Origin of the sequence: Streptomyces sp. NK15101 (assembly GCF_020400725.1) — a bacterium.
In the GTDB taxonomy this organism is placed as follows: Bacteria; Actinomycetota; Actinomycetes; order Streptomycetales; family Streptomycetaceae; genus Streptomyces.
In genome coordinates, this window is the sequence record NZ_JAINVG010000077.1 from 13240 (window position 1) to 37783 (window position 24544).

Here is a 24544-nt window from a genome sequence, read left to right on the forward strand (position 1 = left end):
GCTCCCCGCGCACCCCTACCACGACGGGCCCCGCCCCGGGCCCGCCCGGCCCCGGGCGGGGTCGGGCGGACGGGCGCGCTCCCCGTCGCGCACGGCGAGGCGCCGCAGCATCCCGCGCACCCGGTCGCTCGACTCGTCGGCGGCGTCGATCGCCTCGATGCACTGCCAGTAGAGCCCCTCCTCGTCGGTGGCGCAGGCCACTCCCACGAGCGCGATCCCCACCTCCCCGAGAAGCTCCCCCAGCGCGGTCAACGCCCCCCACGGGTCAGCGACTTCGGTCAGCCGGCCCGCGCGCGGCCCGCCGGAGCCCCAGCTGGGGTACTCCCCGGTCTCGCTCAACCCCCTTGCCTCGCCCCGTAGTTCCAGCGGCCCGCAGAGCGCGAGCCGGCTCCCTATCGCCTGGGCGAGCGCCTGGGCCTGCCAGGCCTCCGCCACGATGTCCTGCGCCGTGCCGCTCTCCGCCAGTGCCTGCCGGCCGAGCGCGATGAGTCGCTCCGCTTCCATCAACGCCGCCCCCGTTCGTACGACTTACTGCCCACTCAGTCCACTACCCAGAGTGAGGCCGCCTGAGCCTCGACGCCAGAGGAAATCGGAAATCTGGGGACAGGAGGCCGGACGTGGACAAGTCGATCACTCCGAAGAGTGACGATCTTTCTCCGAGTCGACGTCCACGGCTCCGCTCTCACCCCCTCCACCCCGTCTCCGGACGGGAAATCGGACCTCGTTCCGGTCGATCTTGGCCGCGAGCGCCGCCAGCGGATCGACCCCGAGCACCTGGCAGAACTGCAGGAGGTAGGCGAGCACGTCCGCCACCTCGTCGGCGACCCGGTGCGCCGCGTCCGGGTCGTCCATCACCCGCTCCGCCTGCTCCGGCGTCAGCCACTGGAAGATCTCCAGGAGTTCGGCCGCCTCCACGCTGAGGGCCGCGGCCAGGTTCTTGGGCGTGTGGTAGGGCTGCCAGTCGCGGGCCGCCGCGAACTCGGCCAGCCTGCGCTGCAGCCCCGTCACGTCGTTGTTGTCCGTCACCCGCCCAGGTCTACCACCGTCACCCCGGGCGTCCGCCGCGCCTCCCCCGCCGCCCGCTCCCCGACGGTGCCCGCCACCCGGATGTGTCCGTCGGCGGCGATGCCCGTCGCGAGCCGGAGGAGTTCGCCCACCTGCCGCCCGTCGAGCCCCCGGTCCAGGTCGTCGGCGAGCAGCGTCAGGCTCTGCATGGCGTCCGGCACCTCGGCGATCCGGTCCATCTCCAGGACCCCGGGACCGGTGAGCAGCGTGAGGGCGAGGGCCAGGTAGCGGAGTTCGCCGTCGCCGAGGCGGCCGAGCGGGGTCGCGGGCCGGCCGCCGCGCTCGAGGACGGCGCGGACGGTGCCCTCCGGAAGCTCCTGCACGCCGACTCCGGTGACCGGCCCCGCGCAGCCCGCTCCGGCGACGGCGGCCAGGCGGTGGTGCCGGCGCGGGCAGTCCGTGTGGGTGCGGTGCAGGACCTCGGCGAGATTGCCGCAGCCACGTCGCAGCCGTCCCTCGCCCGGCGGCACGGGGGCCCGCATCCGCTCGGGGCGGGGGTCGCAGGCGAAGGCGGAGCGCAGGCCGATGACCACCTGCTCGGCGGCGGCCAGGACCTCCAGCTGCCCCTGGGTCTTGCCCGCGACCCGCAGCGGCAGCAGGGCCGTGCCGAGCAGGTCGTCGGGGAACGGGGCGCGGGTGACGGGGGTGGCGCCGGCCGTGTGCCACTCGGCCTGCACGGTGCTGCGGCCGGGGTCGCGGAGCGCGGTGGCGAGCAGGGTGCGGCCCCGGCCGGTGAGCCGCTCGCCGACGATACGCAGCCGGGGCTCGGCCTGCACGGCGAGGTCCAGGTGGACGGGGCCTTCGGGGCCGTCCACCGTGCAGCCGATCCGGAAACCGCGCCGGCCCTGGGCGTCGGGCCGGGCGCGCTCGGGGACGCAGTCGGCGGCGTCGGGGAACACCTCGTCGAGCGGGTCGCCCGCGCCGAGCCTGGCCAGGGCCTCGTACGCCCGCAGGGCGGTGGACTTGCCGCTGCCGCTGGGCCCGGCGAAGAGGGTGACCGGTCCGAGCGCGTGCACGGCGGAGCGGTGACCGGCGAACGCGGACAGCCGGAGCTCGGTGACGACGGGCCGCGCGGCGAGCGGCCCGCCCCGGCCCTCCGCCGCGACCGGGCCCCGCGCCTCGGGGACGGAGGCGCGGGGCCCCGGCGCACGGCGCCCCGGGGCGCGGTGTCCCGGAGCACGGGGACCCGAAACGCGGGGTTCCGAAACGCGGCCTTCCGAAACACCGGGCCCCGAAGCGCCGGATCCCGAAGCGCCGGGCCCCGGAACACCGACCTCCGAAGCACGGGCGGCGGAAGCGGGCGCGGCGGAGGGAGAGCCGACCACAGGGATGCCGACCCCGGAGGCACCGACGACGGGGATTCCGACCGCGGGGACACCGACGACGGGAACGCCGACCGCCGAGGCACCGGCCACGGGGGCACCGGCCGGTGAAAGGCCGACCGATGGGAGGCCGCGGGCGGGCGGCGAGGCGGAGTCGACCGCGGACGAGCGGGCCGGGGAAGGAACGACGTCGGAGGGGTGGGCGTCTGACGTGCGGGCGAGCGTGGAGCCGCCGGTGAGGTCCATGCCCGGACCGTACGCAGATCATTCCCCGACGAACCGTTACGGCGAGATGACCTTCCTACGATCGGGGGATGCCCGCGGTCCGGCCGCCCACGACGTCTTCCTCGTCCTCGCCCTCCGCGCCCTCGACCTCCGTACCGGCCGGGGCCAGCAGGAAGACGTTCCGGTCGACGCGGTGCATCCCGCTGCCGAGGCCGAAGACGACGCCGCTGCTGAAGTCGAGGATCCGCTTGGCGACCTCGGTGTCGGCGCTCGTCAGATCGAGGAGCACCGGGATCTGGGCGATGAGGTACTCGGCGACCTCACGGGCGTCGGCGAAGACCTGCACGCGGAGCACGACCATGCGGCGCTGCTCGGCGGATTCGTACTGCTCGGGGATCGTGCGGTGGTCGACCCTGGACGGCCATTCGTCACGGCCGCGCAGGGGCACGACCTGCGCGAGGCCCTCCCACTGCTCGTCGGTGACGTCGTACCTCTCGTACCTACTCATGGGCCCATCCTCCCGCTCCTCACCCGTTCGGCCCAACAACGACACGAGGTGATGACCCGGGGGCCGCCCGGCGCCCGGCCGGGGTCAGCCGGTCCCCTGACCTGCGCCCGCCGGCGGGACGGAGTACGTGACGGTGGCGGAGGCCGCCAGGTCGCCCGCCTCGTCCCTGAGTTCGGCGAGGACCACGCAGAGGCGCCGGCCGAACTTGGCCATGCGCGCGTGCGTCCGGAGCAGTCCGGGCCGGGGGCGGTTGAGGTAGCTGATCTGGAGCGAGGTGGTGAGCGCCATCGGCGTGGGGCGTCCGAGCCGGGCGTTGACGAGGAGGAAGGCGGCGAGGTCGACGAGTCCGGCCTGTTCGGGACCGGAGATCGTGCCGCCGGGCCGGGTGCGGAGCCGGGCCCCGTCCGCCTCCATGAGCAGGTGCGTCCCGCTCGCGTCGGTGACGCGGCAGGCCGCGTAGTCCGGGAACTGCCGCTGGACGAGCGCGTTCAGCTCGTCCGGCGACAGCGTGGCGGCGGACGGGTCGGGCAGCCGAGTGAGGCTTCCGGCGTCCGCCATCAGACGAAGCTCTTCGCCAGCCGGCGGAGCCCTTCCCGGATCTCGTCGGCCGAGTGCGTCGTGAACGACAGCCGCATCGCGCCCGGGTCCGGCTCTCCGCAGAAGAACGGCGCCCCCGGCACGTACGCCACCTCGTGACCGACGGCGGTCTTCAGGAGGGCCGTCGCGTCGTGGCCCGCGGGGAGGGTCACCCAGATGAACATGCCGCCCTCCGGCCTGTTCCACCGGCTGCCCTCCGGCAGGGCGGCCGGGAGGCCTTCGAGCATGGCGTCCCTGCGCTCCTGGTAGGCGGCGCGCATCACGGCGACGTGGGCGTCGAGGTCGCTGTCGCGCAGATAGCGCGCGGCCGCGGCCTGGTCGATGGTCGAGGTGTGCAGGTCGGCGGCCTGCTTGGCGATCACGCAGGCGCGCCGCAGCCCGGCGGGGGCGCGCAGGTGGCCGAGCCGGAGGCCGGGGGCCATCACCTTGGAGAAGGAGCCGAGCAGGACCGTGCGGTCGGCCGCGGCGGGGTCGGCGGCGATGGGGGGCACGCGCTCGCCGTCGTAGCGCAGTTCGCCGTACGGGTCGTCCTCGATGATCCAGAATCCGTGCCGCGCGGCGGCCTCGGCGACGGCGTGGCGGCGCTCGGCGGGGAGCGTGCGGCCGGTGGGGTTCTGGAAGGTGGGAACGATGTAGAGGAGGGTGGCCTTCTCGCGGGCCGCGATCTCCTCCAGGGCCTCGGGGACGATCCCCTGGTCGTCGGTGGGGACGGGGACGACGCGGGCGCCCGCGAAGCCGAAGGTCTGCAGGGCTGCGAGGTAGCAGGGGTCCTCGACGAGGACGACGCTGCCCGGTTCGACGAGCGCGGTGGTGAGGAGCGTGAGGGCCTGCTGCGAGCCGGTGGTGACGAGCAGGTCGTCGGCGTCCGTGGGCAGTCCGCGCGCGGTGAGCCGGTCGGCGACGGCGGTGCGGAGGTCGGGGTCGCCCTCGGTCGTCGAGTACTGGAGGGCGTGCTGCGGGTTCTCCGCGAGGACCCGGTCGTACGCCGCGCGGATCCCGTCGATGTCGAACAGTTCGGGGGCGGGCAGGCCGCCGGCGAACGAGATCACCTCGGGCCGGGCCGTGAGCGCCAGGATCTCCCGTACCGGCGACGAGCCGACGTCGGCCAGCCGGGAGGCGGTGGCCGGCGCGGGCACGGAGGGGGTGGGGGGAGTGGCGTTCGCGGGCGCGGAGGCGGCAGAAAGCATGGCGCCAGCATATAGAGATTCAAGGCGGTGTCCAGGTCGTTCGATTCCCGCCGGACGTGGCCGAGTTGGCACTCTTCGGGACCCCCCGCGTGGCGAATTGCCGCCCGGTCAGGAGCTCGCTCCGGGTCTGATTCGGCCACTCTGCGGGCCGCGGAAATCCGGCCGCGGTCAGTGAATTCGGAGGATTCTCCTCACCCTGCCTTTCTCGCTGGTCGCCACCGGAAAGGTCGGTCGGGATGATCTTTCTCCGTCTTGTCCGACGCGCCGCAAACGGTTCTTGATCAGGTTCTCCGCACGCCGTGGGCGGCTCAGGGAAATCGGCCATTCCGGTCCTCGGTCTCATTGATGGACGGCTGCACCCGTGGATAGCGTTCGACCGCTCCACCACCGCGATGTCAGCGGTCTTTCGGGTCAAGTCGAACGAGCGAGGCGAGTGGATCACCATGGCATCTTCCGTTCCCGTCGACGAGGCAGTCGTCGTCCGCACCCCCGAGGAATTCCTCGCCATGCCCGAGGACTACCGCGAGATCGCCGTACGGGGAATGATCGTCAACACCGAGGGCGAACTGTCCGGTGCCGACGACTACATCCAGGTGTTCCTGCCGCTCGCGCCGAACGCCGAGGAACGGCAGGTGTGCGCCGAACGCGCCGTCGAGGAGTACGACCACTACAAGATCGGCAAGAGGGTCTTGGCCGACATCGGCGTGGACACCGGATACATGGAGCAGCAGCGGCTCGTCGACCGTGGTCTCTTCGCCGGCCACGAGTTCCACACCTGCACCACCTGGGCGGAGCGCGGAATCTTCTCGTACATCGGCGAGGAGACCGCGATGGTGATGATCTCCGAATTCGCGCAGAGCAGTTACAAGCCGTGGGCCGAGGCGGTGCGCACGATCATTCTCGACGAGAAGGTGCACATCGCGCACGGCGCGCGGGTCTGCCGGAATCTCGCCCGTACCGAGGAGGGCCGCGAGGAACTCCAGCGGGGTCTCGACCGATTGTGGCCGGGATTCAACCGGATCTTCGGCAGCGCGCGTTCGGAGAGGTCGAAGCTCGCGGTCCGCTTCGGTCTCCGGCAGACCACCAACGGAGAGGCGCGCGACATCTGGCGGGCGAAGGTCACCCCGCGGATCGAGAACCTCGGCCTGAAGGTCCCCGAGTAGCCCGGTACGGCGAGGAGCCGTACGCCGTCGACTCCCGTACGGAGGCGAGGGCCCGTGCCCCACCGGCCCCGCACGGAGGCGAGAGCCCGTACGTCGCCCAGCCCCGTACGCCGCCCAGCCCCCGTACGCCGCCCAGCTCCGTGCGGCCGGAGAGCGCGAGCGCGAGAGAGACACCGAGCAGCAGTCCGACCGAGGAGTCCGCACCCCATGGCCACCCCCCTGACCATCACCCCGCGCCCGCTCGGCCGCCGCGAGGCGAAGGAGCGCACCGCCGCCCTCCTGGCCGAACGCCCCGGCCTCGCCGAGCGCCTGCACAGGCTGCGCCGTCTCGGCCGGGAGGTGCGCTCGTGCGAGGTCCACCTCACCAACACCTGCAACATCCGCTGCAAGGGCTGCTGGTACTTCGAGGGCGGCTTCGACACCGCCGTGCGCGAGCTCTCGGACGTCGACAGGATCCGTTCCTTCGCCCGCCGGCTGCGGGACGAGGGGGTCAACCAGGCCACGCTGATCGGCGGTGAGCCGACCCTGGTGCTGCGCCGGGTGGAGGCCTTCGTCGAGGAGCTGCCGTACGTCACGATCTCGACCAACGGCCTGCGCCCGATGCCCGTGCAGGGCTTCGAGCACATCGCCGTGGCCGTCAGCATCTTCGGCGGCGGGCCGCTCGACGACGACCTGCGGGCCATCCGCGTCAACGGCTCGAAGTTCACCGGCCTGTTCGACACGGCGCTCTCGCACTACAAGGACGATCCGCGGGTCCTGTTCATCTTCGCGCTCTCCGAGGCCGGGCTGCCGTACCTCGAACCGACCGTGCGCAGGATCGCCGAGAACGGCAACATCGTCACCTTCAACTTCTACAGCGAGCACGGCTCGGACAACCCGATCCAGATCGAGAACGAGCGCCGTGTCCTCGAAGAGGCCCTACGGGTCAAGGAGGCGTACCCGGAGGCCGTGGTCAGCCACCCGTACTTCATCCGCAGCCTCGTCACCGGCACCTCGCACTGGGGGGCGCGCTTCGGGTACGACGTCTGCCCGAGCCTCAGCGTCGACCACCCCGACCACGAGGAGCGGGTGGCCAACGGCAACCCGGTGATCCCGGGCTTCGCCGCCTGGGGCGCGGACTACGAGTCGCTGCAGTTCTGCTGCACGTCCGGGGACTGCGGCGGCTGCCGCGACAGCCAGGCCGTCTACAGCTGGCTGGTGGTCAGCGCCTCCCGCTTCCTGGACAGCGCCGCGCGCCTGGAGGAGTGGGTGGACATCGCGGAGAGCTACTGGCGCCAGTGGCACTGGTCCCCGTACCACGCCTCGAAGCTCGCCAACCCCTGATCGCAGCCCCGATCCCCACACCGCACGGGAGAGTCATGTCCGAGACATCCGCGACGTCCACGACGCTGGACCGCGCCACCATCGAGCAGTTCATCACCGACGCCCTCGTCGAACTGGGCGTCGACGAGGGCGACGTCCTGCCCGGGGCCGCCCTCGACGACCTGGAGATCGACTCGCTGGACATGGTCGAGCTCGCGCAGTCCGTCAAGCGGGACCTCGGCGTACCGGTCCGCACGAAGGACTTCGACGGCATCGAGACCGTCGGCCAGATCCTCGAACTGTGCTGCGAGAAGGCCGGAGTTGAGTGATCCACGGCGGGACCGGGAGGTCGTCGTCACCGGTTTCGGCGCGGTCACCCCGCTCGGCGTCGGTGCCGGAGCGCTCCACGAGCGTGCCGTCGCCGGGGACACGGCGGCGGCGGGCTCCCATCCTGCCGTCCGGCAGGCGGACTTCACCGCCGGCGACCATCTGCCGCGGAACCTGGTGCGCCGCACCGACCGGTTCACCCAGCTGGCCCTGGTCGCGGCCGAGGAGGCCCTGGCCCAGGCCGGGCATCGCACAGGACCGGCCTCACCCTGGCCGCCCGAGCGCGTCGCCTGTGTCATCGGCTGCGGGCTCGGCGGGACGGCCTCCTTCGAGGCGCAGCGGGAGGTGTACGAGAAGGAGGGCGCCGGGTTCGTCTCGCCGCTGATGATCCCCCAGATGATGGCCAACGCGGCCGCGGCCCACCTCTCCATGCGGCACGGCTTCCGCGGCGAGAGCCTGTGCGTCGCGTCCGCGTGCAGCAGCGGGGCGCAGGCCGTCGGCACGGGGATGCGGATCCTGGCCTCGGGGGCGGCCGACGCCGTCGTGGTGGGCGGCGCGGAGGCCTCCTCGTCGGACCTGGTGGCGGCCGCCTTCGCGAACGCCGGCGCCCTCTCCCCGAGCGGTTCCTCCCGCCCCTTCGACCGGGACCGGGACGGCTTCGTGATCGGCGAGGGCGCCGGGATCCTCGTCCTGGAGACGGCGGCGGGCGCCGCCCGGCGCGGGGCCGGGGTCCTCGGAGCCGTACGGGGATACGCGGCGACCTCCGACGCCCATCACGTCACCGCGCCCGACCCGAACGGGGGGCCCGCGGCCCGGTCGGTCGCGCTCGCGCTGCGGGAGGCCTCGGTGGCGCCCGGGGAGCTGGCGTACGTCAACGCCCACGGGACCGGCACCGTCCTCAACGACCTCCTGGAGTGCGAGGCCCTGCGGAGCGCCCTCGGGGCCGACGTCCTCGCGGAGCTGCCGCTCTCCTCCGGCAAGGGCGCCCTCGGGCACCTCTTCGGGGCGGCGGGCGCGGTCGAGGCCATCGCCACCCTCCAGGCGCTGCGGCACGGCGTGGCGCCCCCGACGGCCGGGCTGCGCCGTCCCGACCCGGCGCTCGGCCCGCTCGACCTCGTCCGGGCGCCGAGGAGGCTCACCGCCCGGGCGGGCACGGGCCGGCTGTTCGGCCTCTCCACCTCCTTCGGCTTCGGCGGACACAACGCGGCCCTCGTCCTGGCCGTGGAAGGGCGGTCCTGATGCGCGCGTCCCGCGCCCCCCACGGCGTACCCGACCTGCTGGGCTTCTCGGGACGCCGTTATCTGGTGACCGGGGTCCTCAACGACGACTCGATCGCCTGGCACACCGCGCGGGCGCTCCAGGAGGCGGGCGCGGAGGTCCTGCTGACGGGCTTCGGCCGGACCCGGCGGATCACGGAGGCGGCGGCCTCGGGCCTCCCGTACCCGACCGACGTCCTGGAGCTCGACGTGACGCGCCCCGAGGACCTGGACGCGCTCACGAAGGAGCTGGAGCGCCGCTGGGGCGCGGTCGACGGCGTCCTGCACGCCATCGCCGCCGCCCCGCAGTCCGCGCTCAGCGGCAACTTCCTCACCACGCCCGTCGAGAGCGCGACGCTCGCCCTGCGCACGGCGGCGTTCTCGCTGCACTCGCTGACCACCGCGCTCGCCCCGCTGCTGCGCGAGGGCGGGGGCGCGGGCGCGGCCAGGGGCAGCGTCGTCGGGCTCGACTTCGACTCGTCCGGGGCCTGGCCGGGGTACGACTGGATGGGGGTCGGCAAGGCCACGCTCGGCGCGGTCTGCCGCTACCTCGCGCTCTACCTGGGGCACTCCGGCATTCGCGTCAACCTCGTCGCCGCCGGGCCGGTCGAGACCGTGGCCGGGCGGGCCGTCAGCACCTTCGACCGGATCGCCGACCGCTGGGAGCAGGAGGCGCCGCTCGGCTGGAGCCGCGCCGATCCGGCCCGGCTCGTCGGCCCCGTCCTGTTCCTGCTCTCGGACCTGGCGGCCACCGTCACCGGCGAGATCGTGCACGCGGACGGCGGGATGCACGCCGTCCGCATGGGGGTCGGCGCCGTCGGCGAACCCCCGGGCATCGGCGCCCCGCCCCGCGCCGGCAAGGAGGACCGCTCATGACCGCGGCGATCGTCGGCGTCGGCTCGGCGCTGCCCGAACGGGCCGTTCCCAACAGCCACTTCGCCGCCATCGGCTCCTCCGACGCGTGGATCGTCAAGCGGACCGGGATCCGGCAGCGCCACTTCCTGCCGGAGGACGGACACCTCGCCGACCTCGCCCTGGCCGCCTGCCGGACGGCCCTCGCCCAGGCGGGCCGCACCGCGCGCGAGGTGGGGCACGTCGTCGTGGCGACCACGACCCCCGACCGGACGACTCCGGGCCTCGCCGTGGAGGTGGCCGCCCGGCTCGGCGCGGACCGGGCCGCCGCGTTCGATCTGCACGCGGCCTGCGCCGGGTTCGTGTACGCCCTGGACCACGCCGTCGCCCTGATCGAGTCGGGCCGGGCGGCCACCGTGCTGGTCTGCGGCGCCGAGGCGCTGACCCGGATCACCGACCACGAGGACCGGTCGACGGCGGTGCTGCTCGGCGACGGGGCGGGGGCGGTGGTCCTGGCGGACGTGGACCCCGGTCCCTCCGTCGAGCCCGCGTTCCGGCTCGGCTCGGACGGGGACCTGATCCCGCTGCTCTACGCCGACCGGTACGACCGGAAGCTCCGGATGGACGGCCCCGAGATCTTCGTCCAGGCCGTGGAGAGGATGAGCGAGTCGGCCCGGGACGTCCTGGCCCGGCGGGAGCTGACCGCCGACGACGTCGACCTGTTCGTCGCCCACCAGGCCAACGCGCGCATCGTCAAGGCGGTGGGCAAGGAGCTCGGCGTGCCGCCGGAGCGGCTCTTCCTCGACGTCGGCCGGGTCGCCAACACCTCCTCCGCCTCCATCCCCCTCGCCCTCCACCAGGCCTGGCGGGAGGGCCGCCTCGGCCCGACGGGACTGCTCGGGGTGGCGGCGTTCGGGGCGGGCGTCACCTGGGGCGCGGGGGTGATCGGCTGGCGCCTGACGGAACCGGAGGCCGGTCCCGTGGAGGCGGGATGAGGACCGCCCCCTTTCCCGTACTCGCCGAGCTCACCGCCCCGGACGGCGCCACGCTCGTGGTCCGGGTCCACGCGCGCGTCGAGCCGACCGCCCCGGTCGTGGTCGTCCTCCCCGCGATGGGCACCGCCGCCCGCCACTACACCCCGCTGGCGCGGGCGCTGCACCGGCGGGGCGCGACCGTGGTGACGACGGACCTGCGGGGCCACGGCGAGAGCACCCCGGTCCCGGCGCGCGGGGTCCGCTTCGGCTACCGCGAGCTCGTCGAGCACGACATCGGCGCGGTCCTCGACGCCGTCGAGCGCGCCTTCCCGCAGGCGCCCCGGCTGCTCCTCGGGCACAGCCTCGGCGGCCAGCTCGGTCTGGTGCACTGCGGGCTGTTCCGGCCGCGCCTCGCGGGGGTCGTCCTGGTGGCCAGCGGTTCGGCGTGGTGGCGCGCGCTCGGCACGGGGGCGGATCCCCGGCCGGGTGCGCGGTGGCTCGTGCGGAGCCTGCTGTGCGTGGCCGGCGCGGAGCTGCTCGGGTACTGGCCGGGGCACCGGTTCGGCTTCGGCGGGCGCGAGTCCGTGGGCGTGATGCGGGACTGGGCGCGGCAGATGCGGACCGGGCGGTACGACGCCGGGGGTGCCGCCGCCGACTACGAGGCGGCGCTGGGGCGCGTCGACGTGCCCGTGCTCGCCGTCGACGTCGAGGGCGACGCGCTGGCGCCTCCCCGGGCCGTGGACCACCTGTGCGCGAAGCTCCCCCCGGTCCGGGTCCGGCGCTGGACCTACCGGTCGGCGGACGCCGGCGGCCGGCGACTGGACCACTTCCGCTGGATCCGGCACAACGCGGGACTCGTCGAACGGATCGCGGCGTGGGCGGAGTTCCCGGCGGTGGTCTCGGCCGGACCTGACACCGCCACGGCGGGCACGGGCGGACCCGCCGGCGCCACGGCGGGCGCGACCGGTCCCGGCACCGCACCGGCGGGCACGGGCGGAGGCCGTGGCAGCACGCCGTCGGGTGCCCGGGCATGAGGGTGCGGAGCGAGGAGCGCCCCCTGCTCGGCGCGCTGCTGCCCGAGCGGGTGCGCTGGGCCGAGGAGACCGGGACGGTGGACGGGCCCGAGGCGGACCACGGGTCCCGCCCCCCGTGGCTCTTCGCCGAGGAGCGGGCCCTGATGGCGCGCGCCACGCCCGGCAGGCGGCGCGAGTTCGCGAGGGCCCGGCTCTGTGCCCACCGGGCGCTCGCGGCCCTCGGGGTCGCGGCGGCCCCGCTCCTGCGGGGGCCTCGCGGGGCGCCCGCCTGGCCCGGGGGCACGCTCGGCAGCATCACGCACTGCGCGGGCTACCGGGGCGCGGCGGTGGCGCCGGCCGCCCGTTTCCTCGGCCTCGGCATCGACGCCGAGCCGCACGCGCCGCTGCCGGCCGGGGTCCGTGAGGCGGTGGTCTTCGGCCCGGAGGAGGCCCGGCTGCGCGAACTGGCCGACCGTCGGCCGGACATCGCCTGGGACCGGCTGCTGTTCAGCGCCAAGGAGTCCGTCTACAAGGCCTGGAGCGGGTACGGGGGCGCCTGGCTCGGCTTCGAGGACGCCGAGGTGTCATGGCGGCTCGACGGGACCGACGGCCCGCACCCGCCCGCACGCGCGCGTGCCGAGCTCCCCCGGGCCGTCGGCCGGTTCCGGGCTCGGCTCCTGGTCCCGGTGCCGGCGGGGGCCGGCCCCTTTCCGGGCGTGCTGTCCGGTCGCTGGCTCGTCCGCGGGGGCCTGCTGCTGACCGCGGTCGCCGTCCCCCGTCCCGTACCCCGTCCTCCGCACCGCACGGCCCCGAAGGAGCACCGCTGATGAGCGTCGACGACGGCACCGTTCCCGCCCTCCTCGCCCGGAGCGCGGCCGCGCACCCCGACAGGACCGCGCTGCGGCTCGGCGCCGGGACGCTGACGTACGGCGTGCTCGACGACCTCGCCGACCGGGCCGCCGCGCTGCTCCGGGCGCGCGGGGTCGGTCCCGGCGACCGGGTGGCCCTCGCGCTCCCGAACAGCACGCTGTTCGCCGTGCTCTACTACGGCGTCCTGCGGGCGGGCGCGATCGTCGTCCCGCTCAATCCGCTGCTGCGGGCGGGCGAGGTCCGCCACTGTCTGGCGGACGCCGAGGCCGCGCTGCTCCTCTCCTGGCACCGGGACGGCGAGGAGGCGGCCGAGGGCGCCCGGCTGGCGGGAACCCCGCACCTGTCGGTCGAACCGGACGCGTTCACGGCGCTGCTGGCGGACCACGCGCGCGTGGCGGCCGTTTCCCGTGCCCCCGAGGACACGGCGGTCGTGCTCTACACCTCCGGCACCACCGGAGCGCCGAAGGGCGCCGAGCTCACCCACCGCAACATCCGGCGCAACGTCGGCGAAGGGGTGCGGGTCCTGGGGCTCGGCCCCTCGGACGTGGTCTTCGGCGGGCTGCCGCTCTTCCACTCCTTCGGGCAGGTGATGGGGCTCAACTGCGCGGTGGCCGTGGGCGCCTGTCTGACCCTCATGGCCCGCTTCGACCCGGCGGGCGCACTCGCGCTCGTCGCCCGGGACCGGGTCACGGTCTTCCTCGGCGTCCCCACCATGTACGGGCTGCTGCTGCGGCATCCGGAGCGCGCGGCCCACGACGTCTCCTCGCTGCGGGTCTGCCTGTGCGGCGGCTCGCCCCTCCCGGTGTCGGTGCTGACCGGTTTCGAGTCCGGCTTCGGCTGCGCGGTGCTGGAGGGGTACGGGCTGTCCGAGTCGTCCCCGCTGGCCTGCGTGAACCGGGTCGACCGGCCGCGTTGCCCCGGCACGATCGGCATCCCGATCGAGGGCGTGGAGATGCGGGTGGTGGACCGGGACGGCAAGGAGGTCCCCGACGGCGAGGTCGGCGAGCTCGTCATCCGGGGCCACAACGTCATGAAGGGGTACTGGCGCCGCCCGGAGGCCACCGCCGAGACGGTACGGGACGGCTGGCTGCACACCGGCGACCTCGGCACCCGGGACGCGACCGGCGACTTCCGGGTGGTCGACCGCGTCAAGGACGTCGTGATCCGGGGCGGGTTCAACGTCTATCCGAGGGAGGTGGAGGAGGTCCTCCACCTCCACCCGTGCGTGGCGGAGGCCGCCGTCCTCGGCGTCCCGCACCCGGTGCACGGACAGGAGGTGGCCGCCGCGGTCGTCCTGCGGCCCGGCGGCCGGGTCTCCCCCGCCGAGCTGCGCGCCCATGTGCGGGAGCGGCTCGCCCCGTACAAGTACCCGCGCCGGATCTGGCTCACGGACGCCCTGCCGAAGGGCCCGACGGGGAAGGTCCTCAAGCGGGCGATCGTCCCGCCGGAGGGCGCCTAGCGGGCCCCGCCGGTCAGACCGAGGAGTCGTCCGCGTCCGCCCACAGGGAGCGGACGTGGCCGAGGTGGCGCAGCATGCACGCCTCGGCGGCGGGGGCGTCCCCGGCGATCATCAGGTCGAGGAGTTCGAGGTGCTCCTCGGCGGAGGAGACGAGCTTGCCGGCCTCGTCGAGGCCGGTCAGTCCGTAGAGCCGGGAGCGTTTGCGCAGCTCCCCCACCGTCTCGACGAGCCGCTCGTTCCCGGAGAGGGCGAGCAGCGCGAGGTGGAAGCGGCGGTCCGCCTCCAGATAGCCGATGAGGTCGTGCTCGCGGGCGCGCGAGACGATCTCCTCGGCGACCGGGCGCAGCTCCTCCAGCCGCTCCCGGGCGGCGCTGCGGGTGACCCGGCCGATGGTGGGGACCTCGATGAGGGTCCGCAGCTCCGTGTACTGGTCGAGGTCCCGCTCGCTGACCTCGGTGATGCGGAAGCCCTTGTTGCGGACGGGTTCGACCAGTCCCTCGCGGGCCAGGTCGAGCATGGCCTCGCGGACCGGGGTGGCGGAGACGCCGAGGTCGCTCGCCAGGCCGGGGGCCGAGTAGACCTGGCCGGGGCGCAGCTCCCCGGCGATCAGGGCGGCGCGAAGGGCGTGGCCGACCTGGTCGCGGAGCCGTTCCTGGGCCCTGACGAGGCCGTACTGTTTCAGGTCACCCATCGTGCGTCCTCCGAGAAGTCACGGGGGAGCATCGTACAATGTCACGTTTCCCCGGTCGGCCCGAGTGATGCCCGCTCCGAGCGGCTCAGAGCAGGAATCCGGCGGGGAACGGGTCCTCGGGATCGAGGAAGTACTGGGCCGTGCCGGTGATCCAGGCGCGGCCGGTGACGGTGGGGACGACGGCGGGCAGCCCGCCCACGACCGTCTCGTCGACGATCCGCCCGGTGAACTCGGTGCCGATGAAGGACTCGTTGACGAAGTCGGCGTGCGGGGCGAGGAGTCCGCGCGCGTGCAGCTGGGCCATGCGGGCGCTGGTGCCCGTGCCGCACGGGGAGCGGTCGAACCAGCCGGGGTGGATGGCCATGGCGTGGCGGGAGCGGGTCGCGTCGGAGCCGGGGGCGGCCAGGTAGACGTGCTTCACTCCGGCGAAGGCCGGGTTCTCGGGATGGACGGGCCGGTCGGGGCCGGCGTTGACGGCGTCCATGATCGCGAGCCCGGCGGCGAGCAGCTCGTCCTTGTGGGCGCGGTCGAACGGCAGGCCCAGGGAGTCGAGGTCGACGAAGGCGTAGAAGTTCCCCCCGTACGCGAGGTCGTAGGTGACCGTGCCGTACCCGGGCACGTCCACCTTGAGGTCGAGGCCGACGGAGAAGGCGGGCACGTTGGTGAGGGTGACGGAGCGGGCCCGGCCGTCCTCGACGCGGACGTCGACGCCGACGAGCCCCGCGGGGGTGTCGAGACGGACGGTGGTGACGGGTTCGACGACCGGCACCATGCCCGTCTCGACGAGGACGGTGGCGACGCCGATGGTGCCGTGGCCGCACATCGGCAGCAGGCCGGACACCTCGATGTAGAGGACGCCGTAGTCGGCGTCGGGGCGGGTGGGCGGCTGGAGGATGGCACCGCTCATCGCCGCGTGGCCGCGCGGCTCGTACATCAGGAGGGTGCGGACGTGGTCGAGGTGCTCGGCGAAGTGCAGCCGCCGCTCGGCCATGGTGGCGCCGGGGACGACGCCGAAGCCGCCGGTGATGACGCGGGTGGGCATGCCTTCGGTGTGGGAGTCCACCGCGTGGTAGACGTGGCGGGTGCGCATGGGGTCCCCTTCGGACGGATGGGCGTACGGATCGGAGGGTCGAGCAGGCCCTAGGCGTGGCCCTCGGCCAGGGCCTTCTCCGTGGCGGCGCGCACCACGGCCTCCTGGTCGGGCGTCAGCGGGAGGCGGGGCGGCCGGGTGGCTCCCCCGGGGTGGCCGGCGAGGTCCATGGAGAGCTTGATCGCCTGGACGAACTCGGTCCTGGAGTCCCAGCGGAAGAGCGGGTGCAGCGAGCGGTAGAGCGGCAGCGCGACGGCGAGGTCGCCGGCGACGGCGGCGCGGTAGAGGGTGGCGCAGGCGCGCGGGAGGGCGTTGGGGAAGCCGGCGATCCAGCCGACCGCGCCGGCGAGGGCGAGTTCGAGGAGGACGTCGTCGGCACCGACGAGCAGATCGAGGCCGGGGGCGAGTTCGGCGAGCTCGTACGCCCGGCGGACGTCGCCGCTGAACTCCTTCACCGCGACGATGCTGCCGTCGCCGTGCAGCCGTGCGAGCAGGTCGGGGGTGAGGTCGACCTTGGTGTCGTACGGGTTGTTGTAGGCGACGACGGGCGGCCCGGCCTCGGCGACGGCGGCGTAGTGGGCGCGTACGGACCGCTCGTCGGCACGGTAGGCGTTGGGCGGCAGGAGGAGGACCGAGCCGCAGCCGGCCTCGGCGGCCTGCTCGGCCCAGCGGCGGGACTCGGCGCTGCCGTAGGCGGCGACGCCGGGCATGACCCTGGCCCCGTCCCCGGCCGCTTCGACGGCGGTGCGGACGACCCGGGCGCGTTCCGCGTCGGTGAGGGTCTGGTACTCGCCGAGGGAGCCGTTGGGGACGACGCCGTCGCAGCCGTCGGCGATCAGCCGGGTGACGTGCTCGGCGTAGGCGTCGTGGTCGACGGTGCCGTCGGCGCGGAAGGGGAGGGCGGTGGCGACCATGATCCCGTGCCAGGGGCGGGTGCGCTGTGCGGGCCGGGCGGGGGGCGCGGGTCGCACGGGGTGCGCGGGGACTTGCGCGTCGACCATGAAGGACTCCCTTGTGTGGTGTGTGACATTTTATTGATGAGCGTGGGCTTCACAAGGGGGCCGGACCCGATCAGTTCTGACGCCCGGTCGACTCCGGTCCGCGCCTCCGAGGGACCTCCGCGCGAGCCGCGCCGGCCGCCGCCAGGCGGCGCGATCGCCCCGGCCCGGCGCCGCCGGGCCGCCCGGCTCACCGCCGGCTTCGCACCTCGGGACCCTCAGGGCCTGTCGGCACGCGACCGCTCGGCCCCCTTGCCGGGGTCGTCCGAGGAGTCGCCGCCGCCGGCGCCGCCGTTCGGCCGGGGTTCGGCGGACGGGGTACGGGCGGGGCGGGAGTCGTACCGGCAGTACCCAGGAACGAGCTCCTCGCCGCCGGCGGCGGCCACGAGCCGCCGCCAGGCGGGGGACGCGGACGCCTTGCCCTTCGCCACGTCCTTGCCCTTCCCCTCGCCCTTCCTCTCCCCCTCCTCCTTCTCCTTCTCCACGGCACGGCACAGGGCGTCACGGCTCTTGCCGGGCGGCTCCGGGGGATCCTTCTCCGGGCGCAGGGGAGCGGTCGTGCCGGGCGGCGCGGCGGTCCGGGCCGCGCCGCCCCCCGTACCGGCCGTCGCGCCGGGCTTCGCGGGGTCGGACGCGGAGCGGGCCGGACGCGGTTCGGGGGGCGGGGCGGTGGTGCCGAGGAAACGCTCGGGCAGACCGCCGGTGGCGACGGCCACGCCGCCGAGCGTCACGCTCGCGGCCAGCGCGGCCACGGCCGCCTTCAGCGAACGCCGGGGGCGGCGCCGCTCGGCGGCCGGGGCCCAGTCGTCCCGGTCACGGGTGGGCAGTGACGCGTGGAGTCCCGTGTCACGGGCGTTCCGGAAGGCGGCGAGAGCACTCTCCTCACCGCCGGCGACACCGTCGCCGCTCCCTTCTCCCCGCCCGCCGCGCAGAGCGGCCCTCAACGACTCTTCCAGTTCTCCGTACCGCGGTTCGTCGCGCATCCGTCACCTCCCTCTTCCCGTGAGTTGTTTCGCAAGTCGCCTCAATCCCCTATGTGCGGCGGACCGTACCGCACCGGGACGCTTGCCCAGCACTCGGGCGGCCGAAGGGCCGTCGAGACCGACGACGACACGGAGCAGCACGGCCTCGGCCTGGTCCTGCGGGAGGCCCGCGATGAGGGCGAGCGCCCGCTCCGTCGACAACGCCTCCAGCGCCTCGCCGGCCGCGTCGTCGGCGGCCGGGAGATCGAGGAGGTCCTGCCCTAACCGGGCGGGCCGGGGCCTGGCCCCCAGGCGCCGCAGGTGGTCGATGGCCCGGTGGCGGGCGATGGTCGCGGTCCAGCCGCGGAAGCCCGCTCCGTCGCCGCGGAACCGGCCGAGGTCCCGGGCGATCTCCAGCCACGCGTCGGAGGCGACGTCCTCGGCGTCCTCGCCGACGAGGCCGCGCAGATAGCCGAGCAGTCCGGGATGAACGATCCGGTAGGCATCCGCGAACGCCCCCTCGTCCCCCCGCTGGGCCCGCTCGACGGCCTCGGCGAGGCGGGCGTCACGGTCCGGGTCGGCCCCGGCGTCGCGCTCGGGACCGAACGGGGTGTCACGGTCCAGGGCGGGCCCGGCGTCGCGCTCGGGACCGCATCGGGCGTCACGGTCCGGGCCGGCCCCGGCGTCGCACCCGGGACCGTGTGCCGTGGCGGGCGCGTGCCCCGTTCCCTCGCCCACCCGACCCTCTTCACACCCCGTACACCCACGAACTCCGGCCCCTCACGGAACAACCGGAGGACGCCCATCCTGTCAGAAGGCCAACAGGCCTTTCCCGACACCCCGTCGGGGGCCGCGGGACGGCCCCGTCCTCGACGAACTCCCCCACGCGCCGGCCCATCCCGGACGCGCGCGACATCGGGCTCCCGCCGCCCACCCTTCCCCGCGGGAGTGGCGGAACCCGCCGGGTGTTCCAGCGGATCGGCCCTGCGAAACATCACGGGCCCTATGAGTGACCCTGATCACAGCAACCGTGAACGTCCCCTGTGCCCAGGGGAGTTGCTGGAGCATGTAGGAGCGTCAAAGCGCCCATAAGCGGTCACCGGTCGATGGATCCGGCCAGCCTCGGGGAGTGAGCACAAATTTCACACAATCCCTCCTCATACCGACCCGCGATGCTCTAGATTGACCGTGCTTCAGCTGTTCGGGCACGAGGCGACCACTAACGATCCATAGGTCCGGTACTGCGGAAGGCCACGAGCCGCTCCGCGGCACCGGGCACGGGGACGATCGATTCCGGGGGCCCGAGAGGGGCGTCGGGTGCGGGGAGCACCCGGGGTCCCGACGGATCTCCGCGCACCTCGAGTGCCTGGCGGGGCGGACGAGTCCGCTGCCGTCGGGGGGAGTTGTTCACGTAGCTCTGTAAGAGCCGGGATGTCATGCGCCGGGGAGGGCGGGGGCCTCCCGGGGAGTGTCGGGCGCACACGTCGTACCACTGGGGACCTGGGGGGTTCTGTGCGGCAAGGGGGACTAGTCAGCCCGTTTCCGTCTGCGCGCGAGCGCCTGGCGGGCGGGGCGATCAGCCGGCCCGCGATCGAGTGGGAACAGCGCTACCGCCGTACCGTGATCATCAGTGACACCGTGGCCACCGCCTTCGTGGTGACGGCGATCGGCGACTTCTTCGGGGCCCGGGACGCGGCCAACTGGCACGAGAAATGGGGGATCCTCGCCTTCGGCACGCAGCTGCTGGTGCTGGGGGCGCTGGCGGTGAGCCGGGCGTGGTCTCCCGCCGTGCTCGGCCAGGGCGCCGAGGAGTTCCGCCGGCTCGGACGCTCCCTGTTCACGGCGACCGTCGTCCTGGCGCTCGGCGGGATCGCCCTCACCTCGCGCAACATCAAGCTCTGGATCTTCGTCGCGATCCCCGCGATCGCCCTCGTCGCCATGACCGCGCGGTATCTGCTGCGCCTCTGGCTGCACAAGGAGCGGAAGGAAGGGCGCTGTCTGCGGCCGGTGCTGGCCGCCGGGAGCCCGGACACCGTGCGAGACCTGATCGGCAGGACCCGCAAGTTCCCGCACCTCGGCTGGCGCGTGGAGGCGGTGTGCACGACGGACGGCCGCGGTCTCGAGGGTGACCTGCTCGACGGAGTGCCGGTCGTCGGGCAGCTGTCGGACGTCGCCAAGCACGTCCGCCACGACGGCTACCGGGTCGTCGCGGTCACCCCTGACCCGCACTGGTCACCGGACCGGCTGCGGCGGCTGGCCTGGAACCTCGAAGGCAGCGACGCCGAGATGGTCGTGGCCCCCGTCCTGATGGAGGTGGCCGGCCCGCGGCTGCACGTCGACGCGGTGCTCGGGATACCGCTGCTGCGGGTCAGCATGCCGACCTTCACCGGCGGCCGTCGGGCGATCAAGGGGGTCGTCGACCGGCTGGGCGCGGCGGTCCTGCTGCTCCTGTTCGCGCCGCTGATGGCGCTCGTCGCGCTGCTCGTGCTGCTGGACAGCCGGGGCGGGCCGTTCTACCGGCAGCGCAGGGTCGGCAAGGACGGCCGCGAGTTCACCATCCTCAAGTTCCGCACCATGGTCACCGGGGCCGACGGGGCGGCACGCGCCGCGCTGGCCGACCGGAACGAGGGCGCGGGACCGCTGTTCAAGCTCCGCCGGGACCCGCGGGTGACCCGGGTGGGAGCGGTGCTGCGGCGGTACTCGATCGACGAGCTCCCGCAGCTCCTCAACGTGCTCACGGGGTCGATGTCGCTCGTCGGGCCGCGGCCGCCGTTACCGGAGGAGTCCGCCGCGTACGGCCCGGACATCCGGCGGCGTCTCCTCGTCAAGCCCGGCCTCACCGGCCTGTGGCAGATCAGCGGACGCAGCGACCTGCCGTGGGAGGAGGCCGTCCGCCTCGACCTGCGGTACGTGGAGGACTGGTCGCTCGCCCTGGACACGGTGATCTTGTGGAAGACGCTGCGGGCGGTGCTCTACGGGCAGGGGGCCTATTGATGCGCGGGGGGCGGCGCCGTCGTACAGCCGGCGCTCGGACCGCAGGCCGGAAGGGCCTGCCTGGGGGGAGGAACGGGTCGTGAGGATCAGCGTTTTCGGGCTCGGCTACGTGGGCTGCGTGTCGGCCGCGTGCCTGGCCAGCATGGGCCACGAGGTCATCGGGGTGGACGTGAACCGGGTCAAGGTGGACCTGGTCAACGACGGCAAGGCCCCGGTGGTCGAGGAGGGGATCGGCGAGCTCGTCGCCGAGGTCGTGCGGACCGGAGCGCTCCGCGCCACCGACGACGTCCGCGAGGCGGTCATGGGCAGCGAGGTGTCGCTGGTCTGCGTGGGCACGCCGTCCGAACCCAACGGCAGCCTGTGCACCACCTACTTGGAGCGGGTCACCGAGGAGATCGGCGCCGCGCTCGCCGAGCGGGGCGGGCGGCACACCGTCGTGTTCCGCAGCACCATGCTGCCGGGCACCTGCCTGAACCTGCTGGTGCCGATCCTGGAGAAGAACCTCGGCGGCACGGCCGGGGTGGACGTCGGGGTCGCGGTCAACCCGGAGTTCCTCCGCGAGGGCACGAGCGTGCGGGACTTCTTCGACCCGCCGAAGACCGTCATCGGCGAACTCGACGCGGCGAGCGGCGACGTGGTGGCGGCGCTGTACGAGGGCCTGCCCGGCGAGGTGTTCCGGGTGCCGGTCCCGACGGCCGAGGCGATCAAGTACGCCGACAACGCGTTCCACGGCCTCAAGATCGGCTTCGCGAACGAGCTGGGCGCGGTGTGCCAGGCGCTCGGGGTGGACTCGCACCAGGTGATCGACGTGTTCCTGGCCGACCGCAAGCTGAACATCAGCCCGGCCTACCTGCGGCCCGGCTTCGCCTTCGGCGGCTCCTGCCTGCCCAAGGACCTGCGCAGCCTCGTCCACGCGGCACAGCGGGCCGACGTCTCGGTGCCCATCCTCTCCCACGTGCTGCCGTCCAACGCCGACCACCTGCAGCGCGCGGTGGAGCTGGTCGAGCGCACCGGCAAGCGCCGGGTGGGCCTGTTCGGCCTGTCCTTCAAGCCCGGCACCGACGACCTCCGCGAGAGCCCGCTCGTCGAGCTGGCGGAGCGGCTCTTCGGCAAGGGCTACGACCTGCGGATCTACGACGCCAACGTGCACCTCTCCCGGCTGCTCGGCGCGAACCGCGAATACATCGAGTCCCGGCTGCCGCACCTGGCGCAGCTGCTCACGGACTCCGTCGACGAGGTGCTGGAGCACGCCGAGGTATGCCTGGTCGGGACCAGGGACCCGGCCGTGGTCTCGGCCCTGCCGCACGGTGACGGTCCGGTGATCGTCGACCTCATCCACCTTCCCGACGCCGAGGCGCGGCGGGCCGAACCGGGGTACATGGGCCTTGCTTGGTGACACGACCGGTGGCGGGCGGCGGGACCGCCGCGCGCTGATCCTGGTGGAGAACCTGTCGGTGCCGTTCGACCGGCGGGTGTGGCAGGAGTGCACGACGCTGCGCGACGCGGGCTGGAAGGTGAACGTCATCTGCCCCCAGGGCAGCAAGCGGGACACCGAGCCGTTCGCGGAGATCGACGGGGTGCGGATCCACCGCTACCCGCTGCGCGCGGCCACCGGAGGGCCGGCCGGGTACCTGAAGGAGTACGGATCGGCCCTGTGGCACACCTTCCGGCTGGCCCGGAAGGTCGGCCCGGTCCACGTGGTCCACGCCTGCAACCCGCCCGACCTGCTGTTCCTGCCCGCCCTGTGGCTGAAGCGGCGCGGCACGCGGTTCGTCTTCGACCAGCACGACCTGGTGCCCGAGCTGTACCTGTCCCGGTTCGACCGCGGCAAGGACCTGCTCTACCGCGCCGTGTGCGCGCTGGAGCGGCTGACCTACCGGACCGCGGACGTCGTGCTCGCCACGAACGAGAGCTACCGGGACGTCGCGGTGCGCCGCGGCGGCCGGCGGCCCGAGGACGTCTTCGTGGTGCGCAGCGCGCCCGACGTCGACCGCTTCCACCCCGTGCCGGCCGAGCCGGAGCTGAAGCGCGGCAAGCCCCATCTGCTGTGCTACCTCGGCGTCATGGGGCCGCAGGACGGCGTCGACTACGCCCTGCGGGCGCTCGCCAAGCTGCGCGACGAGCTCGGGCGGACCGACTGGCACGCGGTGTTCGTCGGCGGCGGCGACACCTTCGACGCGATGGTGGAGCTGTCCCGGCAGCTCGGGCTCTCGGACCAGGTGCAGTTCACCGGGCGCATCCCGGACGCCGACCTGGCGCGCTACCTGTCCACGGCGGACGTGTGCCTCTCCCCCGACCCGCACAACCCGCTCAACGACGTGTCGACCATGAACAAGGTCCTGGAGTACATGGTCATGGGCCGGCCGATCGTCTCGTTCGACCTCCGGGAGGCGCGGGTCTCCGCCGGCGACGCCGCCGTCTACGCGCCCGCCAACGACGAGAGCGAGTTCGCCAGGCTCGTCGCGCTGCTGCTCGACGACCCGGAGAAGCGGGCCCTCATGGGCAAGACCGGCCAGGAGCGGATCAGCGGACCGCTCTCCTGGCGGAACTCCCAGCGGGCCCTGCTCGCCGCCTACGCCGCAGCCTGCCGGCCCCACGCTCCGGCGTCGGCGGGCGACCCCGACGGGGAAGGGACGAGGCCGCTCCGTTGAGCGATGACACGATACGGCTGGTCACGATCGGGCGGATCCTCCGCCGGCGCCGGCGGCTCCTCACCATCCTCGCCGTGGTGGGTGCGCTCGTCGGCTACGGCGCTTCCCTGCTGATTCCGCCGCGCTACACGACCTCGGCGTCCGTACTGCTGCCGGGGGCGTGGGAGGAGCGCGAGCTGCTGACGCAGGCCCAGGTCGCGACCAGTTCGGTGGTGCTCGACCGCGCGGCCGCCGCGCTCGGCCGGCCCGGGGTCGACGGCGACGAGCTGCGGGAACGGGTGAGCGCCAAGGTCGCCGACGGCAACATCATCGAGATCTCGGGCACGGCCGACACCCCGGAGCGCGCGCAGCGGCTCTCCGACCAGGTGGCCCGGCAGTTCGTCGACTTCGCCACGCGGATCGTGGGCGACGACACCGATCCCGAGGCGGCGGCGCGGCTCGAAGCGCTGCGGCAGACGGTCGTGCAGACCGGACGGCGCATCACCGAGCTGTCCGAGGCGGCCGGTTCGGGGCGGACCGTGGAGAGCGTGCAGACCCGCACCGAGCTGGAGGGGCTGCGCACCGCGCTGCAGGAGTCCATCGAGAAGCTGGACCAGGCCGACCCGACCGCCGACAAGGCCAACATGGTCGTCATGGGCCCGGCGGTCCGGCCGGCCGGCGAGGCGCCGCCGACGAGGACGCAGCTCGTCGTCGGCGGGGCTCTGCTGTTCTTCCTGGTCACGGTCACCGGCCATCTCACCGCCGCGCGGATGAGCCGTCGGCTGCGCACCGAACCGGAGATCGTCACGGCGCTGGGCGCGGCGCTGCTCGGCACCGTCGACGTACCCGGGGGAAGCGCCGCGCACCGGCCGGGAGGCCGTGGCGCGCGGACCTGGTTCCGCCGGCTCCTCGGCGTCGACGTCCGGTGGGACGTCCCCGTCCCGCGGTCGTCCGGCGACGAGGCCGGTAGCGGATCCGTCTGCCGGCCTCGTCGCCGGACGACCGCGGGACGGGGCCCAGTTCAACCAGATGTTCCCGAACCGGAGCCCCTTCTACACG

General features: G+C 74.0%; 24 protein-coding genes. 13 read left to right on the forward strand and 11 right to left on the reverse strand.

Annotation, left to right across the window (positions count from 1 at the left end; translation table 11 throughout):
• Positions 1-15 precede the first annotated feature (15 nt).
• From K7G60_RS30170 to K7G60_RS30195, 6 genes are all read right to left on the reverse strand, one after another.
• Positions 16-504, reverse strand: coding sequence for a DUF6099 family protein (locus K7G60_RS30170; RefSeq protein ID WP_225804144.1), 489 nt, complete (start codon positions 502-504; stop codon positions 16-18).
• A 126-nt stretch (positions 505-630) separates the two neighbouring features.
• A complete protein-coding gene (locus K7G60_RS30175; protein ID WP_225804145.1) occupies positions 631-1026 on the reverse strand; it encodes a nucleotide pyrophosphohydrolase in 396 nt (131 codons plus the stop codon).
• Entirely contained in the window at positions 1023-2111 is a 1089-nt protein-coding gene (locus tag K7G60_RS30180; RefSeq protein WP_225804165.1) for an ATP-binding protein, read from the reverse strand. Before K7G60_RS30180 ends, K7G60_RS30175 begins: the two co-directional genes overlap by 4 nt.
• Before the next feature lie 577 nt (positions 2112-2688).
• Positions 2689-3120, reverse strand: a complete 432-nt coding sequence (locus K7G60_RS30185) for a cell division protein SepF (protein WP_225804146.1) — start codon at positions 3118-3120, stop codon at positions 2689-2691.
• An 84-nt stretch (positions 3121-3204) separates the two neighbouring features.
• Complete coding sequence (locus K7G60_RS30190; protein WP_225804147.1) at positions 3205-3678, reverse strand: PaaI family thioesterase; 474 nt, start codon at positions 3676-3678, stop codon at positions 3205-3207.
• Positions 3678-4904: a PLP-dependent aminotransferase family protein gene (locus tag K7G60_RS30195; protein ID WP_225804148.1), complete on the reverse strand. Its 1227-nt coding sequence runs from the start codon at positions 4902-4904 to the stop codon at positions 3678-3680. Before K7G60_RS30195 ends, K7G60_RS30190 begins: the two co-directional genes overlap by 1 nt.
• Positions 4905-5347: 443 nt before the next feature.
• Here K7G60_RS30195 and K7G60_RS30200 point away from each other — a divergent pair, with 443 nt between their 5' ends.
• From K7G60_RS30200 to K7G60_RS30240, 9 genes are all read left to right on the forward strand, one after another.
• Entirely contained in the window at positions 5348-6067 is a 720-nt protein-coding gene (locus K7G60_RS30200) for a Phenylacetic acid catabolic protein (RefSeq protein ID WP_225804149.1), read from the forward strand.
• Positions 6068-6274: 207 nt separating this feature from the next.
• Complete coding sequence (locus K7G60_RS30205) at positions 6275-7390, forward strand: radical SAM protein (RefSeq protein ID WP_263986493.1); 1116 nt, start codon at positions 6275-6277, stop codon at positions 7388-7390.
• Positions 7391-7425: 35 nt separating this feature from the next.
• The gene (locus K7G60_RS30210; RefSeq protein WP_225804150.1) at positions 7426-7698 is read left to right on the forward strand and encodes an acyl carrier protein; all 273 of its coding nucleotides are present in this window, start codon (positions 7426-7428) and stop codon (positions 7696-7698) included.
• Positions 7691-8935 (forward strand): beta-ketoacyl synthase, encoded by a 1245-nt coding sequence (locus K7G60_RS30215; RefSeq protein WP_225804151.1) that lies wholly within the window; start codon positions 7691-7693, stop codon positions 8933-8935. Before K7G60_RS30210 ends, K7G60_RS30215 begins: the two co-directional genes overlap by 8 nt.
• Positions 8935-9828, forward strand: coding sequence for an enoyl-ACP reductase FabI (gene fabI, locus K7G60_RS30220; protein WP_225804152.1), 894 nt, complete (start codon positions 8935-8937; stop codon positions 9826-9828). Before K7G60_RS30215 ends, fabI begins: the two co-directional genes overlap by 1 nt.
• Positions 9825-10799: a beta-ketoacyl-ACP synthase III gene (locus K7G60_RS30225; RefSeq protein ID WP_225804153.1), complete on the forward strand. Its 975-nt coding sequence runs from the start codon at positions 9825-9827 to the stop codon at positions 10797-10799. The genes fabI and K7G60_RS30225 overlap by 4 nt, the downstream gene beginning before the upstream one ends.
• Positions 10796-11812, forward strand: coding sequence for an alpha/beta fold hydrolase (locus K7G60_RS30230; protein WP_225804154.1), 1017 nt, complete (start codon positions 10796-10798; stop codon positions 11810-11812). Before K7G60_RS30225 ends, K7G60_RS30230 begins: the two co-directional genes overlap by 4 nt.
• Entirely contained in the window at positions 11809-12618 is an 810-nt protein-coding gene (locus tag K7G60_RS30235) for a 4'-phosphopantetheinyl transferase (RefSeq protein WP_225804155.1), read from the forward strand. The genes K7G60_RS30230 and K7G60_RS30235 overlap by 4 nt, the downstream gene beginning before the upstream one ends.
• A complete protein-coding gene (locus K7G60_RS30240; protein ID WP_225804156.1) occupies positions 12618-14120 on the forward strand; it encodes a long-chain fatty acid--CoA ligase in 1503 nt (500 codons plus the stop codon). The genes K7G60_RS30235 and K7G60_RS30240 overlap by 1 nt, the downstream gene beginning before the upstream one ends.
• 13 nt (positions 14121-14133) lie before the next feature.
• Here the strand turns inward: K7G60_RS30240 and K7G60_RS30245 are convergent, their stop codons facing one another.
• The 5 genes from K7G60_RS30245 to K7G60_RS30265 all read right to left on the reverse strand — a co-directional run bounded on the left by K7G60_RS30245 (position 14134) and on the right by K7G60_RS30265 (position 18485).
• Complete coding sequence (locus tag K7G60_RS30245; RefSeq protein WP_225804157.1) at positions 14134-14811, reverse strand: GntR family transcriptional regulator; 678 nt, start codon at positions 14809-14811, stop codon at positions 14134-14136.
• An 85-nt stretch (positions 14812-14896) separates the two neighbouring features.
• Positions 14897-15901: a proline racemase family protein gene (locus tag K7G60_RS30250; RefSeq protein WP_225804158.1), complete on the reverse strand. Its 1005-nt coding sequence runs from the start codon at positions 15899-15901 to the stop codon at positions 14897-14899.
• Positions 15902-15951: 50 nt separating this feature from the next.
• A complete protein-coding gene (locus K7G60_RS30255) occupies positions 15952-16815 on the reverse strand; it encodes a dihydrodipicolinate synthase family protein (RefSeq protein ID WP_225804167.1) in 864 nt (287 codons plus the stop codon).
• Between the two features lie 302 nt (positions 16816-17117).
• Positions 17118-17882, reverse strand: a complete 765-nt coding sequence (locus K7G60_RS30260) for a hypothetical protein (RefSeq protein WP_225804159.1) — start codon at positions 17880-17882, stop codon at positions 17118-17120.
• Positions 17883-17885: 3 nt separating this feature from the next.
• Complete coding sequence (locus tag K7G60_RS30265; RefSeq protein WP_263986498.1) at positions 17886-18485, reverse strand: RNA polymerase sigma factor; 600 nt, start codon at positions 18483-18485, stop codon at positions 17886-17888.
• Positions 18486-19373: 888 nt separating this feature from the next.
• Here K7G60_RS30265 and K7G60_RS30270 point away from each other — a divergent pair.
• The 4 genes from K7G60_RS30270 to K7G60_RS30285 form a co-directional block, all read left to right on the forward strand.
• Positions 19374-20855 (forward strand): sugar transferase, encoded by a 1482-nt coding sequence (locus K7G60_RS30270; protein WP_225804161.1) that lies wholly within the window; start codon positions 19374-19376, stop codon positions 20853-20855.
• Between the two features lie 79 nt (positions 20856-20934).
• The gene (locus K7G60_RS30275) at positions 20935-22251 is read left to right on the forward strand and encodes a nucleotide sugar dehydrogenase (protein WP_225804162.1); all 1317 of its coding nucleotides are present in this window, start codon (positions 20935-20937) and stop codon (positions 22249-22251) included.
• On the forward strand, positions 22241-23506 hold the full coding sequence (locus K7G60_RS30280; protein WP_225804163.1) for a glycosyltransferase family 4 protein: 1266 nt from the start codon (positions 22241-22243) through the stop codon (positions 23504-23506). The genes K7G60_RS30275 and K7G60_RS30280 overlap by 11 nt, the downstream gene beginning before the upstream one ends.
• The coding region (locus K7G60_RS30285; RefSeq protein WP_225804164.1) for a Wzz/FepE/Etk N-terminal domain-containing protein at positions 23503-24544 on the forward strand (1042 nt) is incomplete at its 3' end. The genes K7G60_RS30280 and K7G60_RS30285, both read left to right, overlap by 4 nt.

Coding starts and splice junctions, on each gene's coding strand:
- K7G60_RS30170 (WP_225804144.1), bottom strand. CDS start 504: ATGGAAGCGGAGCGACTCATCGCGCTCGGCCGGCAGGCACTGGCGGAG.
- K7G60_RS30185 (WP_225804146.1), bottom strand. CDS start 3,120: ATGAGTAGGTACGAGAGGTACGACGTCACCGACGAGCAGTGGGAGGGC.
- K7G60_RS30190 (WP_225804147.1), bottom strand. CDS start 3,678: ATGGCGGACGCCGGAAGCCTCACTCGGCTGCCCGACCCGTCCGCCGCC.
- K7G60_RS30195 (WP_225804148.1), bottom strand. CDS start 4,904: ATGCTTTCTGCCGCCTCCGCGCCCGCGAACGCCACTCCCCCCACCCCC.
- K7G60_RS30200 (WP_225804149.1), top strand. CDS start 5,348: ATGGCATCTTCCGTTCCCGTCGACGAGGCAGTCGTCGTCCGCACCCCC.
- K7G60_RS30205 (WP_263986493.1), top strand. CDS start 6,275: ATGGCCACCCCCCTGACCATCACCCCGCGCCCGCTCGGCCGCCGCGAG.
- K7G60_RS30210 (WP_225804150.1), top strand. CDS start 7,426: ATGTCCGAGACATCCGCGACGTCCACGACGCTGGACCGCGCCACCATC.
- fabI (WP_225804152.1), top strand. CDS start 8,935: ATGCGCGCGTCCCGCGCCCCCCACGGCGTACCCGACCTGCTGGGCTTC.
- K7G60_RS30225 (WP_225804153.1), top strand. CDS start 9,825: ATGACCGCGGCGATCGTCGGCGTCGGCTCGGCGCTGCCCGAACGGGCC.
- K7G60_RS30230 (WP_225804154.1), top strand. CDS start 10,796: ATGAGGACCGCCCCCTTTCCCGTACTCGCCGAGCTCACCGCCCCGGAC.
- K7G60_RS30235 (WP_225804155.1), top strand. CDS start 11,809: ATGAGGGTGCGGAGCGAGGAGCGCCCCCTGCTCGGCGCGCTGCTGCCC.
- K7G60_RS30240 (WP_225804156.1), top strand. CDS start 12,618: ATGAGCGTCGACGACGGCACCGTTCCCGCCCTCCTCGCCCGGAGCGCG.
- K7G60_RS30245 (WP_225804157.1), bottom strand. CDS start 14,811: ATGGGTGACCTGAAACAGTACGGCCTCGTCAGGGCCCAGGAACGGCTC.
- K7G60_RS30250 (WP_225804158.1), bottom strand. CDS start 15,901: ATGCGCACCCGCCACGTCTACCACGCGGTGGACTCCCACACCGAAGGC.
- K7G60_RS30255 (WP_225804167.1), bottom strand. CDS start 16,815: ATGGTCGCCACCGCCCTCCCCTTCCGCGCCGACGGCACCGTCGACCAC.
- K7G60_RS30260 (WP_225804159.1), bottom strand. CDS start 17,882: ATGCGCGACGAACCGCGGTACGGAGAACTGGAAGAGTCGTTGAGGGCC.